Genomic DNA, 17,365 nt, shown 5'->3' with positions numbered 1-17,365 from the left:
TAACCGAAGGTTTAAACTTTAGAAAATGAAATTAGATAAAAATTTTAAAATTGCTGCTGCAGTACTTGTATTAGGTACAGGTGTTTGTAGTGCGCAAAAGCAGGAAACACATGGTATTAACCTGTCTTATATGGATAAGAAAGTTAGTCCTGCCGATGACTTTTTCAGATATGTGAACGGAACCTGGATAGACCAGACGGAGATTCCCGGAAACAAAACCCGTTGGGGTAGCTTTGATGAGCTAAGGGAAAACACCAATAACGATGCCCTGCAAATACTTAAGGAAGCAGCTGCTAACCGTAACTATACTGCAGATACTGATGCCGGTAAGGCAGGGAGGCTTTACAGGTCTATAATGGATACTGTGGCACGTAATAAAGCAGGTATAGCACCTATACAGCCTTATTTAAGGAGAATCGATCAGGTTAAAGATGTGCATGGCCTGCAACAATTACTTAGTGATATGGAACCCGAAGGAGGCCTTGGCTTTTTTAATTTAGGTGTAGGGGCCGATGCTAAAGACAGTAATAAGAATGTACTTTATATAGGGCCTGGTGCTCTTGGTTTACCAGACAGGGATTACTACGTTTCTGACGATGCCGATTCTAAAGAGAAAAAAGAAAAGTATGAGCAGCATGTAGCAAGAATGCTTAAGTACATTGACTATAGTGATAAGGATGCAAAAGATGCTGCAAAAAAAATTGTAGCTTTTGAAACCGCTATGGCAGAGCCAAGACTTGACAGGGTTGAGCGTCGTGATGACAGGAAAACCTATAACCCAATGGCTGTAAACGATCTTAGAGGTCTTACACCAATAGTAGACTGGAAAAGATTCCTTAACGATACAGGTATAGGAAACATAGATACTATCGTGGTTTCTCAGCCAAGATATATGAAAGCGTTACAGGGTATTTTAGCTAAAGGCGATGTAAAAACATGGAAAGATTACCTGAAATGGACACTTATAAACAAGTCTTCAGGATATCTTACTACTGATATAGAAACTGCTGACTGGGAGTTTTACAATAAAACACTTAGAGGTGCACTTAAAGAGGAAAGCCGAGATAAGAATGCACTGCAAACGGTTAACGGTACAATAGGAGAAGCCCTTGGCAAACTTTATGTGGAGAAAAAATTCCCCGCAGAAGCTAAGGAAAAAGCAGAAAGCATGATTAAAAATGTAATGCGTGCTTATGAGAACCGTATCAACAACCTGCCTTGGATGGCAAAGAGCACTAAGCAAAATGCTATTGACAAGTTAAGAAGACTTAGAGTTAAGATAGGTTATCCTGATAAATGGAAAGATTATTCTCAGCTTACCGTCAAAGGGCCTGAAGAAGGAGGTACTTACTTCGCTAATATGAAAGCTATTGCACGCTGGAGATTTAATCAGGATAAAGAAGACCTTAAAAAGCCGGTTAATAAAGATGAGTGGCACATGGCTCCTCAAATTGTAAACGCTTACTTTAACCCTGCTTATAACGAAATTGTATTCCCTGCAGGTATATTACAGCCGCCATTCTACGATTATAAGGCAGACGAAGCTGTAAACTACGGAGGTATTGGTGCGGTAATAGGCCACGAAATATCTCACGGTTTTGATGATAGCGGTTCACGTTATAACGCCGATGGTAACCTTGTTAACTGGTGGAGTGACACCGATCTTGATCAGTTTACAGGTCTTGGAGGCGCTTTAGCAGATCAGTACAGCAAATTACAGCCACTGCCGGGTATTTATGTAGACGGAAAATTTACTTTAGGTGAAAACATTGGCGACCTTGGAGGTGTAAATGCTGCTTTTGATGGTTTACAACTTTATCTTAAAGAGCACGGGAACCCAGGGTTAATAGACGGGTACACTCCTGAGCAGCGTTTCTTTATTTCATGGGCTACCATATGGAGAACAAAAATGAGAGATGAGGCTATTAAAAACCAGGTTAAAACCGATCCGCACTCACCAGGGATGTACAGGGCTTATGTGCCGCTTCAAAATATTGATGCTTTCTATCAGGCATTTGATATTAAGAAGGGTAATGGTATGTATTTAGCACCGGATGACAGGGTCAAAATTTGGTAGAATAATTCTTACAGAAAAAGCAAAACAAAAACCTATGAATTTTTCATAGGTTTTTGTTTTTTAAGTAGATACAAACAAAAGTGTTAATTGCGGGTTTCCCGTAATGATTGTATGTATTTAACATTTAAATTTGTTAAAGCTAAAAAATAAAATGATAACGCCGATTGAAAAACTCGTTGCATGTTCTTGCCATTGACGATCATGTGGTGGTTCTTGAAGGCTACCACTCAATCTTTAGAAATTTAGAAGTAACTCCTCCCCACGGATTATTTTTTACTAAAGCAACTGACTGTAAAACTGGCTATGATGCTGTAACAAGCAGCACCACGCCTTTTGATGTAGCGGTTATAGATTATAGTATACCACATTTTGCCGAGAAAAAATTATTCTCCGGTGCAGATATTGCTATGCTTATTCGTAACCAGATGCCCGACTGTAAAATAATTATGATGACCATGCATAAAGAAATGGACATCATGGATAGGATTTTGCAAAAAATAAACCCTGAAGGATTTATTAATAAGAGTGATTGTAGTACTGATGAACTTGTAAATGGGTTTGGTAAAGTGCTCTCTAATGAGGTTTTTCGTTCTAAAACAGTTGCCGACTTTATAAAACGCGCCGAAAACGGCATTGTTCTCGATGCTACCGATATGAAGATAATCCAACTGCTTTCAAAAGGGATAAAAAACAAAAATCTTGAAAAATACATACCGCTTTCTGCCAGCGCCATAGAAAAAAGAAAGTACAAACTTAAAAGGCTACTCGATGTAAAAGGCGATGATGAAGATCTTATACGTACAGCCCGAAAACAGGGATATCTTTAATAAAAAAGCAGGAAATACCCTTTCCTGCTTTTTTATTTACATAAAATTCTTAAAAAAATAGCAATAATTACGGATATCCGTATATTAGTAAGCTGTACTTATGCGTTTATTTGAAAAACCAATCACCTTACTTTAATTTATTGAGTGGAAACTGTACAGATTTGTCTGTATGGTTCTCCACTTTTATAAATTATTAAACGGGTGTCCCAACACGGAAGTTATTTTTTCAGAAGAAATAATTTTTCCTTCTTTCTTATCATCAGTAAGAAAGGTTGGGACAGTTAAGTTTAATTCTTCTGCTTTTTTAGTGTAATATTCTTTTCGTGTAGGATGTTCCGGACTGGCAGCATTAAAAGTTTCTCCCCAGGTATTTTTTTCAATAATAGCCTCAATTACTGCGATGCAGTCTTTTCTGTCAATAAGGTTAACCGGAGCGTTTGGATTAGGTAGATTTTCTTTTCCTGCAAGATGATAAACAGGGTGCCTTTCTCCGCCTATCAGTCCGGCAAACCGCAAAAGGGATGTTTTGAATTTATTATTTCCAGATAAAAGCTTCTCGGTTTCCAGTAATTGTTTCCCTGATTCTGTATCCGGGAACGGAATAGTATCTTCGGTAACCATACCTGTATTCTTTTCCCCATAAACGGAAATTGAACTTACAAAAAGCACTTTTTCTATACCTGATTGTTCTATGTAGGGAATCAGGGTTTTAATCTTATCGGTAAAGCTTTCGCTATCGGCATTACGAAGCTTTGGAGGGATGTTTATAATAAGCACCTCACTTTTGCTAAGGAAATTAGCAATGTCTCCTTCAACGGTGTTAGCTGTTAGTGAAACCTGATAAGGAATGATATTATGTTCTTTCACTAATTCCAGCTTTTCAGCCGAAGTGACAGATCCCTTAACTTTAAATCCTTTTTGTAGTAATGACTGTGCCAAAGGCAGTCCCAGCCATCCAATTCCTAAAATTGATACCTGCATTATTGTGAAACGTCTTTTTTAACCAGTATATAATAATCGTTTTCCAAAGGCATATAACCCTGCTCATAAACAAAATAGTAAGTGTTACCGGTTTTGGTATGCAACAGATTGGTAAAATAATCAAAATCAAACCCTTTGCTTACCAGCTTGGATTTTGTGATTTTTGTTTTGCCTTCGGTATTCAATGATGCAAGTATACGGTAGTTTTTGCGCAACCTGTTATTAATATTGCGCATATAGTTATTGCTGTCTTTATTTATTTTGTTGTTGAAGGCATTACGGCAGGCATCGCTGCAAAACTTTTTGTCTTCGCGGCCTACAATAACATCTCCACATTCCGGACAGGTTCTTGGCATCCTTATTATTTTTTGGTTGTTTTATTTTCTGTAGTTTCAGCCTTTGCAGGTGTTACCTTTTTTATTTTATACAAGTCATGTCTACGGTCTTTTAAAATACGTACACTACCATATTCGTGCAGTTCTTTCAATAAATCGAGGTCAATGTCTACAATTAGGGTCATCTCTGTATTAGGGGTTGTTTCTGCTTTTACTCCGTTAGAAGGAAAAGCAAAATCAGACGGAGTAAATACAGCTGTTTGCGCATACTGTATGTCCATGTTGTTTACTCTTGGCAGGTTTCCTACACATCCGGCAATAGCAACATAACACTCGTTTTCTATGGCACGAGCCTGGGCACAATGTTTTACGCGGGTATAACCGTTTTGGGTATCGGTAAGGAAAGGCACAAACAGTATTTCCATACCTTCGTCAGACATCAGCCTTGAAAGTTCCGGAAACTCCACATCATAGCATATCATAATTCCTATTTTACCGCAATCGGTATCAAAGGTCTTGATTTCGCTTCCGCCTTTCATACCCCAGTAATGCACTTCGTTAGGTGTAATGTGTATTTTAGAATACATCTCACTACTACCGTCTCTCTTACACAGGAAGCCTACATTATACAGGTGGCCGTTTTCAAATAACGGCATGCTTCCGGTAATGATGTTTATATTATAGGAAATGGCCATTTCCTGAAAACGCTTTTTGATAGGTTCGCAATAACGCGAAATTTCCCTAATGGCATCAGCTTCGCTAAGATGATTGAAGTCGGCCATAAGCGGTGCCACAAACAGTTCAGGGAATAAGGCGAAGTCACTACCATAACCTGATACGGCATCGATAAAGAATTCGGCCTGCTCAAACAATGCTTCCAGATTTGCTAACGGACGCATTTGCCATTGTACCAGTCCTAAACGAACAACGCTTTTACGGGTATTAATAAGCTTAGGGCTTTTGTCGTAGTAGATATTATTCCATTCCATCAATACCGCATACTCCTGTGAACTTTTGTCGCCCTCAAGATAGTTGCGCATTACACGTATAACGTGAAAGTCGTTACTTAACTGGAAGGACAGTACAGGGTCGTGCAGTTCCTTTAGGCGCACCTTATCTATATATTGTTTAGGGGTAAGATCCTTAGCGTGCTCATTGTAGTTAGGAATTCTTCCGGCAAATATTATGGACTTAAGGTTAAGCTGTTCGCAGAGTTCTTTTCTGGCATCATACAAACGCCTGCCTAAACGCAGTCCGCGGTATTCAGGGTGTATAAAAACATCTATACCATATAATACCTCGCCGTCATAATCGTGTGTTTTAAAGGAAGAGTTACCTGTAATCTTATCATAGGTGTGTACTGATGTGGCTTTTTTATAGTCAACAATAAGTGACAGGGCAGAGCCCACCACTTTTCCGTCCACTAAAATTACAAGCTGCCCTTCAGGGAAAATTTTCAGCAGTTTTTCAATATCCTTCTCCGTCCAGTAAGGTTCTTCCATGTCGTTATAGGCATGCTGCATGGAAATCTTTAACTGTTTGTAATCCTCAATCTGCAGGTTGCGTAGTTCAACCTTATTAATCTCAATCTGCATAAATATTTGGTTTTAAGTAAATATACGACAAAAAACCGTTTACAAACGTTTACAAATAGTTATAACCGATAGTAAATAGTTAAAAACCGGTTAAAGTTTTCATGGTGCAGCATCTTTGCTGTGTACAAATCAAATAACAATAACATTTAAAACTAAAAGCCATGAATGCATTAAAAAACAAAGTACAGTTAATAGGTAACGCAGGTAACGATCCTGAGATTAAAATTTTTGAAGCAGGCAAAAAACTGGCAAGGCTGATAATAGCCACAAACGAAAGCTATTTTAACGACAAAGGGGAAAAAGTGACCGATACCCAGTGGCACACGGTAACCGCCTGGGGTAAAACTGCCGAGATTATTGAAAAGTATGTAAAGAAAGGAAAAGAGATAGCTGTGGAAGGTAAGCTTACACACAGGAGCTATGACGATAAGAATGGTGAGAAACGGTACATAACCGAAGTACTGGTTAGCGATGTTTTACTGTTTGGTAAATAAAAAAGGGCTGTCTATTTTAAGACAGCCCTTTTACAATAATCAACCTAACTTTAAATTTATAAGCTTGGTAATATAACGGTGTTTATAGCATGAATAACACCATTAGAAGCCTGTACATCGGTAGCAATAATTGTACTTGTTCTGTTATTGGCATCGGTAATTGTTGCACCTCCGTTAAGATTAACAGTAAATGTATCTCCCTGGAATGTAGTTACCTCCATATTATCAGTAAGATCTGTACTTAAAACATTGTTGTTAACTACAACATGATATTTTAGAGTGTTTTCCAATACTGCCTGAGGGATATCACTTAAGCCTGTAAGTTCAAGTTCAGCAAGTAAATTAACAAACGCACTGTTGTTTGGGGCAAATACTGTGAATGGCGAATTTTCAGTACCTGATAATATTCCTGCAAAATCAGGCTGGTCATTTCTTGTTAAGGCCTGAACTAAAATGCTGAAATCAGGATTTGCTACTGCATGTGTTACTATTGTTGGTAGGTCTATAACACCATTTACAATGTGTATAACACCATTATCTGCCATAATATCGGCAGAAGTTACCATTGCTCCGCCGTTAGCTGTACCACCATTAAGTACTACTCCCTGAGCAGTATTTATATACATACTCAATGTGTTTTCGGTAGACGCGCTGCCTTTTGCTAAAGTTTTTACATAACCTGTAGAAATAGAAGATGAAGTTACTTCACCACTTATAACATGGTTAAGTAATATTTCTTTAAGAACTGGTGTAGGTACATCATCTAATGTAGCAAATCCTTTTGCCTGTAAAAATGCTGTAAAAGCTGCATTTGTTGGGGCAAATACTGTGAATTCACCACTACCGTCAAGGGTTAAGGTTAAGTCGGCCTTTGTCAAAGCCTGCGTCAAAATACTAAGATTCTCTGTTTTGGCTGCAATGTCAGCAATAGAGTTACCATCGTTAACCATATTGTTGTCATCATCGCTACTACATGAATTTAATGTAACAGCAAAAAATACTAACAATAATGTTTGCTTAAAAATGTCCTGTAGTTTCATAGTTTTCTTTTTTAAATTTTGATTTGAAGGATAAAATTAATTAAAAGAAAACGTTTGTTTAATCTTTTTAATAAAACATTAAACAGTGTTTAACCTACCATGGTTTTTGTCTTAGCGAGGCAATAGTATTTTCCAGTTGTGCCAAACGTTGTTCCAGAGCATTGCTGTCGCTGTGCATAGTATAGCGAAAAACATGTATAATACGCCATGCGGCCTTTATATCTCCTGTGCTTAATAATACGGGCTCCACCCCGGGGTGGTTTGCGGTTAACATTACCGTATTGTTATTATAGGTAAGCTTCCTGAAATAAAGCTGGTCTTTAGTTATTATTACACTTAGCTCTCCCGAAAGGTTTGCTAATTCCGTTAGCGGAACATTTACACCTATTATAGTATCTTTTGGAAAAAAGCCGTTAGATCCGCCACTCATGGTAAGATCATCTACAACAAAAGCCATTTTATCTTTGCCGGTAACATGTGGCAGTTTTACTGTTGGCAAGTCTTCATTGCTAATATTATTAGCAAAACTCTCTAAATAGCTTGTTTTTACTTCTTCGGTTATGCAGGGTATTGTATCAAAATCATCATTATTGTAGGATGATTCGGTAGTTATAGCCTCATTAAAGCGTAATAAACGGTTTACGGTTAGCTCTTTTGTTAGTAGTTCTTCCAAACCAATGCTAAAATAATTAGCAATTTTTATCACGGTGTCAATTTTAGGATTACTGCGCTCTTCTTCGTATGCTCCAAGCGTAGCACGCTTTAAATCAAACAGTTCTGAAAATTCCTGTTGACTCATATTTCTTACACTGCGTATTTTTTTGAGGTTCTTTCCAAACATAAAAAATATTTTTTGCTAATTTTATTTGCAATTTATGTTAATTGTTGTAAATTTGTACTAACATTATTAGCAAAGGTAACAAATATTGCTAATATAATGAGCGTGTTAAGTGAAAAAGTTGCATATCCTGTTAAAAAGTACTTAAAACTTAACTTGCTTAAAAAAGCTAAATAAACGAGTTTTATAAAATTATTTAATACCTGTATGATGAAAGATTATTTTGGAGTGGTGAAAAATTACCTGAATGACCTTCAGCTTGAAATCAAATATGAAAATGCTAAGAACGGTATTTTTATGGTAAACAGCGAGCAGGATGGTATTGTTAACCTTATTATATGTGTGGCACATCCTATCGTGATTTTTGAGCAGTTCTTATTTGAGGTTAAACCAGACGCTAATAACGTCGTCTTTAAGGCGCTCCTTCAAAAAAACCGTGACATTATTCACGGCGCATTTGTTCTTGACGATACAGGGAGAAAAGTAATTTTCAGAGACTCCCTTCAGCTCGAAAATTTAGATAAGAACGAGTTTGAGGCAACATTAAATTCGCTCAGCCTGCTGTTGAGTGAGTATTCTGAACAGATTATTAACTTTTCAAAAAATTAAGAGCTATGAAATTTCTAAAGAGACTATTTAAAATCGGGCAGGCAGAAGTACATCACGCCATCGATAATATGGAAGACCCTATAAAAATGACCGAACAGGGCATTAGGGACATGAAGGAAGATTTAGACAAGAGCCTGGAGGCACTTGCTCAGGTAAAGGCCATGAGCATTCGTGCTAAAAACGAAGTGGAGCAATATGGCAATACGGCCGAAGACTATAACGAGAAAGCCATGCTTATTTTAAAGAAAGCACAAAAAGGCGATATGGAAGCCGAAGAGGCCGATCGCCTGGCAACCGAAGCGCTGGTTAAAAAAGAGGAAGCTTTAGGCCATCAGTTAAGGGCAGAAGGCGATAAGGAAAAGTTTGACCAGAACGTGATTCAGATGGAGGGCAATGTGCAAACCATTAAACAGAACATAAGCAAATGGGAAAACGAGCTTAAAATATTGCGTTCAAGGGTTAAGGTGGCCGACGCTACCAAGAGCCTTAACAAGCAAATGGCTAAAATTGATACAAACGGAACCATATCACTGCTGGAACGTATGAAGGAGAAAGTGCATCAGGAAGAGGCACTGGCAGAGGCTTATGGCGAAATTGCTAATTCAACAAAGTCTGTTGATGACGAAATAAACAGGGCTGTGGACGTTAAAAAAACCAAAGCCACCAGCGAGCTTGAAAAGTTAAAAGAGCAGCTGGGCATCAGCAGTCCCAGAGACTAAAAACTAAAACAATGAAGGAATTAATAGAGATTTCTTTTTCACCTGTAAATGCGTTTTTTACCATTATGTCTATCATTATGGTAATCTATTGGCTGCTGGTTATTATTGCGGGTATCGACCCTGATTTGTTTAGCGTTGATTTTGACGCGGCAGATGTGGATGCCGATTTTGACAGCGATGTTACCGGAAGCGAGAACGCTGCAGAGGGCAGCAGTTTTATGAAAACGCTGGAGTACTTTAATTTTGACGAACTCCCGCTCATGTTCATAATAACCATTATCTTTTTCTCTATGTGGCTGGTGGGAGTTAACGTTACCTACTACCTGGGGATAGAGAGTACATTATTGGGCTTTTTGCTGCTTATCCCAAACTTTATCCTAAGCCTTTTTGTGGTAAAGCTGTTTAGCAAACCCCTTGGCTATCTATACAAAATGGTAAACCATAAGGGCGAACCCGAAATAGATTTTTTAGGCAGGAGGTGCACGGTAATATCTGCCGTGGCACAGGATAAAACGGGACAGGTGGAACTGACGGTAAACGGAGATCCCATGAAAATTTATGCGAGAAGCAATACTGATGAAAGGCTTACAGCCGGGCAGCAGGCGGTTATAGTGGGAGAAACGGAAGACAGGAAATATTACCTCGTTGAAAAATTCGATTATTAAAAAACCAACCAATCATGCTATCAATCATCAATCATTTTATCATGGCCGTATCGGCTGTGATACAGACAATTATTGAATTTATTTTTTAAACCAATTATTATAAACACCTTTAAATTAAAATGTTAGGAGATTCTTTACTCGTTGGGATGATTGCTTTTATTATAGTATTCATCGGAGCCCTTGTTTGGATTATATCAATGTATAAGAAAATTATACAGGGCAAGGTTATTGTGCGCACCGGAGCCGGAGGAACAAAAGTGTTCTTTAATGCCGGACTTGTAGTGCCGGTACTTCATAAAATGGAGATCATGGATATCTCTGTGAAAAAACTGGATGTGGAGCGTACAGGAATGAACGGACTTATCTGTAAAGATAATATACGTGCCGATATTAAAGTTACCTTCTTTATCAAGATAAATAAATCTACTGCCGATATTATTAATGTGGCTCAAACCATAGGCTGTGAAAGGGCATCAGAAATTGATGTACTGCGCAATCTGTTTGATGCAAAATTCTCGGAAGCATTAAAGACAGTAGGTAAAAAGTTTGATTTTGTGGAACTGTATGAGGCACGAAGCGAATTCCGTGAAGAGATCATTTCCATTATTGGTACCGATCTTAACGGATACATACTGGACGACTGTGCTATAGACGACCTTGAGCAGACACCTCTTAGCCACCTGAAATCGGATAACATCCTGGACTCTGAAGGTATCAAGAAAATTACCGAGCTTACTGCGGTACAAAATATCAAGTCAAACCTTATCAGAAGGGATGAGGAGAAAACCATCCGCAAGCAGGACGTAGAGGCACGTGAGGCAATACTGGCTTTAGACCGTCAGCTGGCAGAAAAAGAGGAGCAGCAAAAACGTGAAATTGCAAACATCAAGGCTCGTGAAGAGGCAGAGATTGCAAAAGTATTTGAAGAAGAAAGGCTGAAATCTGAAACAGCAAGAATAAGCACTGCAGAGAAAGTTCAGGTAGCTGAAGAAAATAAGGACAGGCTTGTAATTGTTGCTGCTAAAAACAAAGAGCGTACAGCTGCTGTTGAAACCGAAAGGGTAGAAAAAGACCGTGCCTTGGAGCAGACAGAAAGAGAGCGTATTGTTACACTGGCTCAGATAGAAAAAGACAAAGCTGTTGAGGTAGAGCGTAAAAACATACAAAATGTTATCCGCGACAGGGTAATGCTTGAAAAAGGCGTGGTTCAGGAGCAGGAGAACATGAAGGATATAGAAGCTTTCAAAGAAGCAGACAGAAGGAAAAAAGTGGCTGTTACACTTGCTGAAAAAGAAAGTGAAGAGCTTTACATTAAACGCCTTAAGGCTGCTGAGGCAGAAAAAGAGGCTGCTAAACAAAAAGCGGAAGAAATCAATATTGAGGCTGCTGCTAAAATGGCTGCAAGCGAGAAAGAAGCTGAGGCAAGAAAGATACTTGCAGAGGCTAAGGCTAAAGAAGATGCTACTGTAGGATTGTCTGAAGCTCAGGTAATGCATGCTAAGGCAGATGCCAGCGAAAGACAGGGTATTGTTGACGCTGTTATTATCGAGAAAAAAGCCCTTGCAGAAGCTGCCGGTATTAAGGCGAAAGCTGAGGCCGAAAAACAACTTGGTGTAGCAGAGGCTGATGTGATTAAAGAAAAAGCTCTTGCAGAAGCCAGCGGTATTGAAGAGAAAGCAGAAGCTATGAAGAAACTTGACGGTGTAGGTAAAGAACACGAAGAGTTTAAACTACGCCTAAACAAAGAACTTCAGGTAGATCTTGCTCATATCAACATCCAGAAAGACATTGCCGATGCACAGGCTAATGTAATTGGTGAGGCGCTTAAGGCTGCTAAGATTGATATTGTGGGTGGTGAGACCATGTTCTTTGATCAGATTGTCGGACAGATAACTAAGGCTAAAGGATTTGACAGGCTGGTAAATCATTCAGAAAACATTACCGATATTAAAGATGCGGTACTGGGTGATGGCAGCGAAGGAAAGGAAAATCTTTTAGAGAGGATTAAAGGCTTTGCAGATAAGTACGGCATTACATCGGAAGATATTAAAAACCTTACGGTAGCCGGCCTGCTTATGGAACTGCAGAAACGCAGTAGCGATGACGGTGAAAAAGGCCTGTTCTCTAACCTTATGGATATGGCAAGAAACCTTGGTCTGTCTGACAAAAAACTGGGATAAGTTTTATTTGATTTTTTATATTTTTTCTCCGCGCAGCTGCCACTGTGCGGGGAATTACCCTTCTTTTTTCAAAGGAATTGCGCCGGGCGCAGTACTTAACTTATTAAAACAAAACCAACCATGAGTACACTTGAAGGCGGTACATATGAAATTATACGCAGCCGCCTTGAAACCCAAAAGAACGACCTTTTGGGCAGGCTGCACAAACTTAATGAGGCACGAAAAGAGGTTTTTGGCAGCATAGAAACTAAACTTATAGCCAACAACAGGATTATTACCGATAACAGCTGTATCCCTAGTGATATAGTAACCATTGGCGATAAATGCATTTTTGGCTACAATGTGCACTTTGGGTTGCGTACTGATATCAAGACCGAAGACGTATTTAGTATTTACAGTTATGAGGATGGCGAGTTTATTAAGCAGGGGCTTGAGCTTATTGCTGAGGAAACTTTCCTTACCGATTTCTATAACCTGTACAAATATTACAGGGATACCGAGTTTCGCAAGTTCTTTATAACAGGCAACTACCTGCACATGGTTTTCCAGATAAGTGACAGGATAAGTGATGTTAAAACCTTTAAATGGCTTATAAAAGAAAATAGCCTGGTCTACCAGGATAACCGAAGCGATCATGAATATCGTTTCCCTAGGCAGCACGATTTTAGCTGGCAGGAAACCACCCGCGATATGCACAGGTATGGCAAACACCCGCACGTGTCTATTATGGACAGGGTATTTGTTGAAACTGTGGGCGGCACGCTAACCATAAAAATTGAAGATAATACTGCCACAGGTAAAGGGATTTATGACGAGGAGGTTATTCATCCTGACCAAACATTAGACGACGGAATCTACAAGTTTGCCGATTTGGGTAATCTTGTCACCTTACAGATTAAGCCGTTTCAGGAGGAGGCCAGGTTTTTTGTCTATAACCACAAACTGCAGGAAGTAAGAAAGGTAGACAGCCTCTCTACATCGGCAATACTCTTGCCGGACGAGCATGGTATCATCTTTTCTAACGGATATTACCTGCAGACGGGCGAATATAAGATTTTTGAGAACAGTTTGGAGAACCTGCTGTTCCAGGAAAGGATTGCTTCGCCAAACGGAGAAGATTTCCTGTATGTGTTTTATGAGGAAAAGTACGGACAGTATGTATTAATGTCCTACAACCTTATTACACAACAGGTAAATACCCCTATAATATGCAACGGGTTTACGCTGCTTGAAAACGGGGAGCTGTGTTACTTTAAGGCTTCGGAAGAGCAAACCAAGAACCACCTGATACAAATTTGGCAAACGCCTTTTGTAAAAGGAGATATTATGCCTTCGCAGCACAAGGACAGTTACATATATAAAATAGGCAACAAGGATATCGTTAAGGCCATGGCCGACTGCCAGTCTATTATTACCCTGCTTAATAAGGATGATGATTATGACGGGCTGTATGCCGACCTTACCAGGCTTTCACGAAACATACTGGATACCTATTACTGGATTACCTCAAAAGAAACCTTTGAGCTGCACCTGCCCCTTACCGAAATTCGTAATACGGCAAACGCAGCGATAGACGAGTTTGAAAAAGTAGTTCAGTTAAGGCAAAATGCCCAAAAGCTTACCGATGAGCTTAAGCAGAAAGCCCAAACATTATTTGAAAAGATAAAGAGCTCACCGCTAAATGATATAGATGTTTTTGTATCTGATCTGGCAGGTTTAAGAGGCCTTCGCGGAGAAGTGATAAGTCTTAGGGAAGTACGTTATACCGATGGGGATTTCATTACGAATCTTGAAAAGGAAATAGTAGAACAAACCGAGGTGATTTCTCAAAACTGCGTGCAGTTCCTTATGGACGATAAGGCATTGGTTCCTTATCATAACCGTGTGGAGGAAAAGCAAAAAGGTCTGGATGGTATTGCCACTGTTATGGAGGCGCGCAAACTTGAGGATGAGGTAAACGGTATTACAGCCGATCTGGAAATGCTTATTGATATAGTGTCTAACCTAAAAATAGAAGACACTTCACAGTCTACCCAGATCATCAATAACATATCGCTCATATTTGCAACACTTAACAGGCTTAAGGCAGATATTAAGAACAAAATATCGTCATTGGGAGGTAAGGAAGCTAAGGCCGACTTTGCTGCTCAGGTAAAGCTTATAGACCAGAGTATTGTAAATGCACTGGACAGGGCAGATACTCCGGAAAAGACGGAGGAGCTGCTTAATAAGATATCGGTTCAGTTAGAAGATCTTGAAGCCCGTTTTGCCGATTATGAGGAGTTTACCGAATCGATAATAGAAAAAAGGGAAGAGGTTTATGCCGCTTTTGAAGCAAAGAAGAACAACCTTACCGAAGCCCGAAACAAGAAGGCAGTAGCCATAGAGAGCGCTTCGCAGCGTATACTTAAAAATGTGGCTTCAAAAGCCCTGACCTTCAATTCGGTTGAGGATATAAACGGTTATTTTGCTTCCGACCTTATGATTGCCAAGCTTCGTGATTTGGTACAGCAGCTGGTAGCACTTGAAGATACCGGAAAGGCAGAGGCTATTGAAACCGAACTGAAATCGGCTCGTGAGGATGCCCTTCGTAAGCTTAAGGACAGGCAGGAACTGTATGAGGATGGAGATAATATAATCCGTTTCGGTAATCACAGGTTTGCTGTAAACAAGCAGCCTTTAGACCTTACCATTGTATACAGGGAAGGAAAGCTGAACTATCACTTAACAGGTACCGATTTTTATCAGGAACTGAAAGGTGAGAACCTTTTGTCATCACAAAAATACTGGAATCAGGATTTGGTGTCAGAGAATAATGAGATATACAGGGGTGCTTACCTTGCCTATAAGATTTTCAGGAACTATAATCCTGAAGAGTTAAACAACTTTACCGATGAGGAATTGGCAAAACTGGTTAGCGATGAGACCTCTAAAAACTATACCGAAGGCTATGTAAAAGGAGTGCACGATGCCGATGCCTTTAAGTTTTTAAAAGCTTTGGTAAGCAAGCACCATACCTTGGGGCTGTTACGATACAGTCCTATGGTTAGGGCCTATGCTCAGTTTTTCTGGTACAGTTTGCCGGAGGAACAGCGCACTAAACTAAACAGTAAGATAAAAGCTGCGGGAGGGGTTTTGGCCATATTTCCTAACAGCACAGAGTTTGATTATATAGTTGAGGAACTGACTCAGGAAACAGAAAAATTCCTTGAAAAGGGAGCCTTAAACAAAACCGGTAATACAGATGCTTATACCATTGCCGGTTACCTGTTTGAGGAGCTTAAAAATGATGATGCCTTCAGTATAAGCCATAAAGCTTCGCAGCTTGCGGAGAGCTTTGTAAAAATGCTGGAAAATAAGGGTGCGGCTGTGGCATTTAGACATAATCTTGAAAATGCCCCCGATACCGAAGCCGCTATACAGCTGGCAACTCAGTGGGTGTCGTCTTACCTTAATCAGGGAGCGCAGCAGGACAATATGGAATACCTGTATGAAATTGCAGCCCTGCTGTTGTATAGGCATGAGTCGGCCGAAAAGAAAGTTAATGTTGAACCGGAAGAGGAAATAACAGGCCTTGCAGGTTCGCACAATACAATTGCCGAGGGAACGTACCATTTCCATTACCACCATTTCGTACAGTTAATGGACAGGTATTTTACGGTAGATGTTCCGGCATTTGAGGCTTTTAGGGCAGAGCGCCATAAGCTTACACAACAGCTTAAAACAGACTTGAGGCTTAATGAGTTTATGCCAAAGGTATTAACCTCGTTTGTGCGTAACAAACTTATAGACCAGGTATACCTGCCGTTGTTTGGTGATAACCTTGCCAAGCAGCTGGGTAGTGCAGGCGAGAACCGCCGTACAGATCGTTCGGGGATGCTACTGTTAGTTTCGCCTCCTGGATATGGTAAAACTACCCTTATGGAGTATCTGGCAAACAGGCTTGGTCTTGTGTTTATGAAAATAAACGGACCGGCCATTGGACACGAGGTAACCTCGGTAGACCCGTCTTCGGCAAATAATGCCGCAGCAAGGGAAGAGCTTAAGAAACTGAACCTTGCACTGGAAATGGGTAATAATGTGATGCTCTATCTGGACGATATTCAGCATTGCAGTCCTGAGTTCCTGCAAAAGTTTATTTCGCTTGCCGATGGTACCCGTAAGATTGAGGGTGTATACAACGGACAGCCTAAAACGTATGACATGAAGGCTAAGAAATTCTGTGTGGTAATGGCGGGTAACCCGTATACCGAAACAGGAGAGAAATTCCGTATACCGGACATGCTTGCCAACCGTGCTGATATTTATAATCTGGGAGATGTAATTGGCAACACCTCGCAGCTGTTTGAACTGAGCCTTATAGAAAACGCGCTTACTTCAAACCCGGTACTGGCACAATTGGCTTCTAAAAGTATGGACGACCTGTATCCGCTCATCACTATGGCCGAAACAGGACAGCGTGACGGACTGGAGCTTAAGGGGAACCACACCAAGCAGGATATTGAGACTTACATCTCATTACTGGATAAAGTGGTTAAAGTGCGTAGCGTAGTGCTTAAGGCTAATGCAGCCTATATAGCATCGGCAGCGATGGAAGATGCCTACCGAACCGAACCACCTTTCAGGCTACAGGGATCGTATCGTGATATGAACAAGCTGGTGGGTAAAATTGTTCCTGTAATGAATGATGCCGAGATACAAACCTTACTGTTATCGCATTATCAAAATGAGACACAAACGCTTACCAGTGCTGCCGAAGCCAACCTTTTAAAGTTTAAGGAAATGACAGGTATGCTGGGCGAGGATGAAAAACAACGCTGGGCTTCCATTAAGGAAACCTTTGTGAAAAACAATAAGCTGAAAGGCTTTGGAGATAAGAATGAAATGGCGCAGATGCTTTCGCAGGTAATGGAATTTACCCAGCATATAGAAGGTATAAAAGAAATATTGCGCCAGGGGTTGAGGGAGAAATAGCTATGAAAGAAGAAGCGGGGCAATTGCCCCG

13 protein-coding genes are annotated in these 17,365 nt (G+C 40.0%); 8 read left to right on the top strand and 5 right to left on the bottom strand.

Annotation, left to right across the window (positions count from 1 at the left end):
- Positions 1-25: 25 nt before the first annotated feature.
- Both NU09_RS06555 and NU09_RS06550 read left to right on the top strand, forming a co-directional pair.
- Positions 26-2,077 carry a M13 family metallopeptidase gene (locus NU09_RS06555; protein ID WP_129750474.1) on the top strand — a complete coding sequence of 684 codons (2,052 nt, stop codon included), beginning with the start codon at positions 26-28 and terminating at the stop codon, positions 2,075-2,077.
- Between the two features lie 164 nt (positions 2,078-2,241).
- On the top strand, positions 2,242-2,904 hold the full coding sequence (locus NU09_RS06550; protein WP_129750473.1) for a response regulator: 663 nt from the start codon (positions 2,242-2,244) through the stop codon (positions 2,902-2,904).
- A gap of 183 nt (positions 2,905-3,087) precedes the next feature.
- On the opposite strand, the gene NU09_RS06545 is transcribed toward NU09_RS06550, so the two are convergent.
- From NU09_RS06545 to NU09_RS06535, 3 genes are read right to left on the bottom strand one after another with little or no spacing between them, the layout of a single operon-like run.
- Entirely contained in the window at positions 3,088-3,885 is a 798-nt protein-coding gene (locus NU09_RS06545) for an SDR family oxidoreductase (RefSeq protein WP_129750472.1), read from the bottom strand.
- Positions 3,885-4,241 (bottom strand): hypothetical protein, encoded by a 357-nt coding sequence (locus NU09_RS06540; RefSeq protein WP_129750471.1) that lies wholly within the window; start codon positions 4,239-4,241, stop codon positions 3,885-3,887. Before NU09_RS06540 ends, NU09_RS06545 begins: the two co-directional genes overlap by 1 nt.
- 5 nt (positions 4,242-4,246) lie before the next feature.
- Positions 4,247-5,815, bottom strand: a complete 1,569-nt coding sequence (locus NU09_RS06535; RefSeq protein ID WP_129750470.1) for a bifunctional GNAT family N-acetyltransferase/carbon-nitrogen hydrolase family protein — start codon at positions 5,813-5,815, stop codon at positions 4,247-4,249.
- Positions 5,816-5,976: 161 nt separating this feature from the next.
- Between NU09_RS06535 and NU09_RS06530 the strand changes: the two genes are divergently transcribed.
- Positions 5,977-6,309 (top strand): single-stranded DNA-binding protein, encoded by a 333-nt coding sequence (locus NU09_RS06530; RefSeq protein WP_129750469.1) that lies wholly within the window; start codon positions 5,977-5,979, stop codon positions 6,307-6,309.
- 56 nt (positions 6,310-6,365) lie between these two features.
- Here the strand turns inward: NU09_RS06530 and NU09_RS06525 are convergent, their stop codons facing one another.
- A complete protein-coding gene (locus NU09_RS06525) occupies positions 6,366-7,349 on the bottom strand; it encodes a fasciclin domain-containing protein (RefSeq protein WP_129750468.1) in 984 nt (327 codons plus the stop codon).
- Between the two features lie 94 nt (positions 7,350-7,443).
- Positions 7,444-8,190 carry a helix-turn-helix domain-containing protein gene (locus tag NU09_RS06520; protein ID WP_129750467.1) on the bottom strand — a complete coding sequence of 249 codons (747 nt, stop codon included), beginning with the start codon at positions 8,188-8,190 and terminating at the stop codon, positions 7,444-7,446.
- Between the two features lie 207 nt (positions 8,191-8,397).
- Here NU09_RS06520 and NU09_RS06515 point away from each other — a divergent pair, with 207 nt between their 5' ends.
- The 5 genes from NU09_RS06515 (at position 8,398) to NU09_RS06495 (ending at position 17,334) form a co-directional block, all read left to right on the top strand.
- Positions 8,398-8,796, top strand: coding sequence for a YbjN domain-containing protein (locus tag NU09_RS06515; protein WP_129750648.1), 399 nt, complete (start codon positions 8,398-8,400; stop codon positions 8,794-8,796).
- 5 nt (positions 8,797-8,801) lie between these two features.
- Positions 8,802-9,515, top strand: a complete 714-nt coding sequence (locus tag NU09_RS06510) for a PspA/IM30 family protein (protein ID WP_129750466.1) — start codon at positions 8,802-8,804, stop codon at positions 9,513-9,515.
- A gap of 11 nt (positions 9,516-9,526) precedes the next feature.
- Positions 9,527-10,180, top strand: a complete 654-nt coding sequence (locus tag NU09_RS06505) for an OB-fold-containig protein (RefSeq protein ID WP_129750465.1) — start codon at positions 9,527-9,529, stop codon at positions 10,178-10,180.
- A gap of 146 nt (positions 10,181-10,326) precedes the next feature.
- On the top strand, positions 10,327-12,360 hold the full coding sequence (locus NU09_RS06500; protein WP_410501055.1) for a flotillin family protein: 2,034 nt from the start codon (positions 10,327-10,329) through the stop codon (positions 12,358-12,360).
- A 120-nt stretch (positions 12,361-12,480) separates the two neighbouring features.
- A complete protein-coding gene (locus NU09_RS06495; protein ID WP_129750463.1) occupies positions 12,481-17,334 on the top strand; it encodes a DNA repair ATPase in 4,854 nt (1,617 codons plus the stop codon).
- The last annotated feature ends 31 nt before the right edge of the window (positions 17,335-17,365 follow it).

This window comes from Flavobacterium beibuense (assembly GCF_004151245.1).
Classification (GTDB): Bacteria; Bacteroidota; Bacteroidia; order Flavobacteriales; family Flavobacteriaceae; genus Flavobacterium; species Flavobacterium beibuense_A.
The sequence above is the reverse complement of the archived record's forward strand: the minus strand, read 5'-3'. Positions and strand labels throughout refer to the sequence as shown.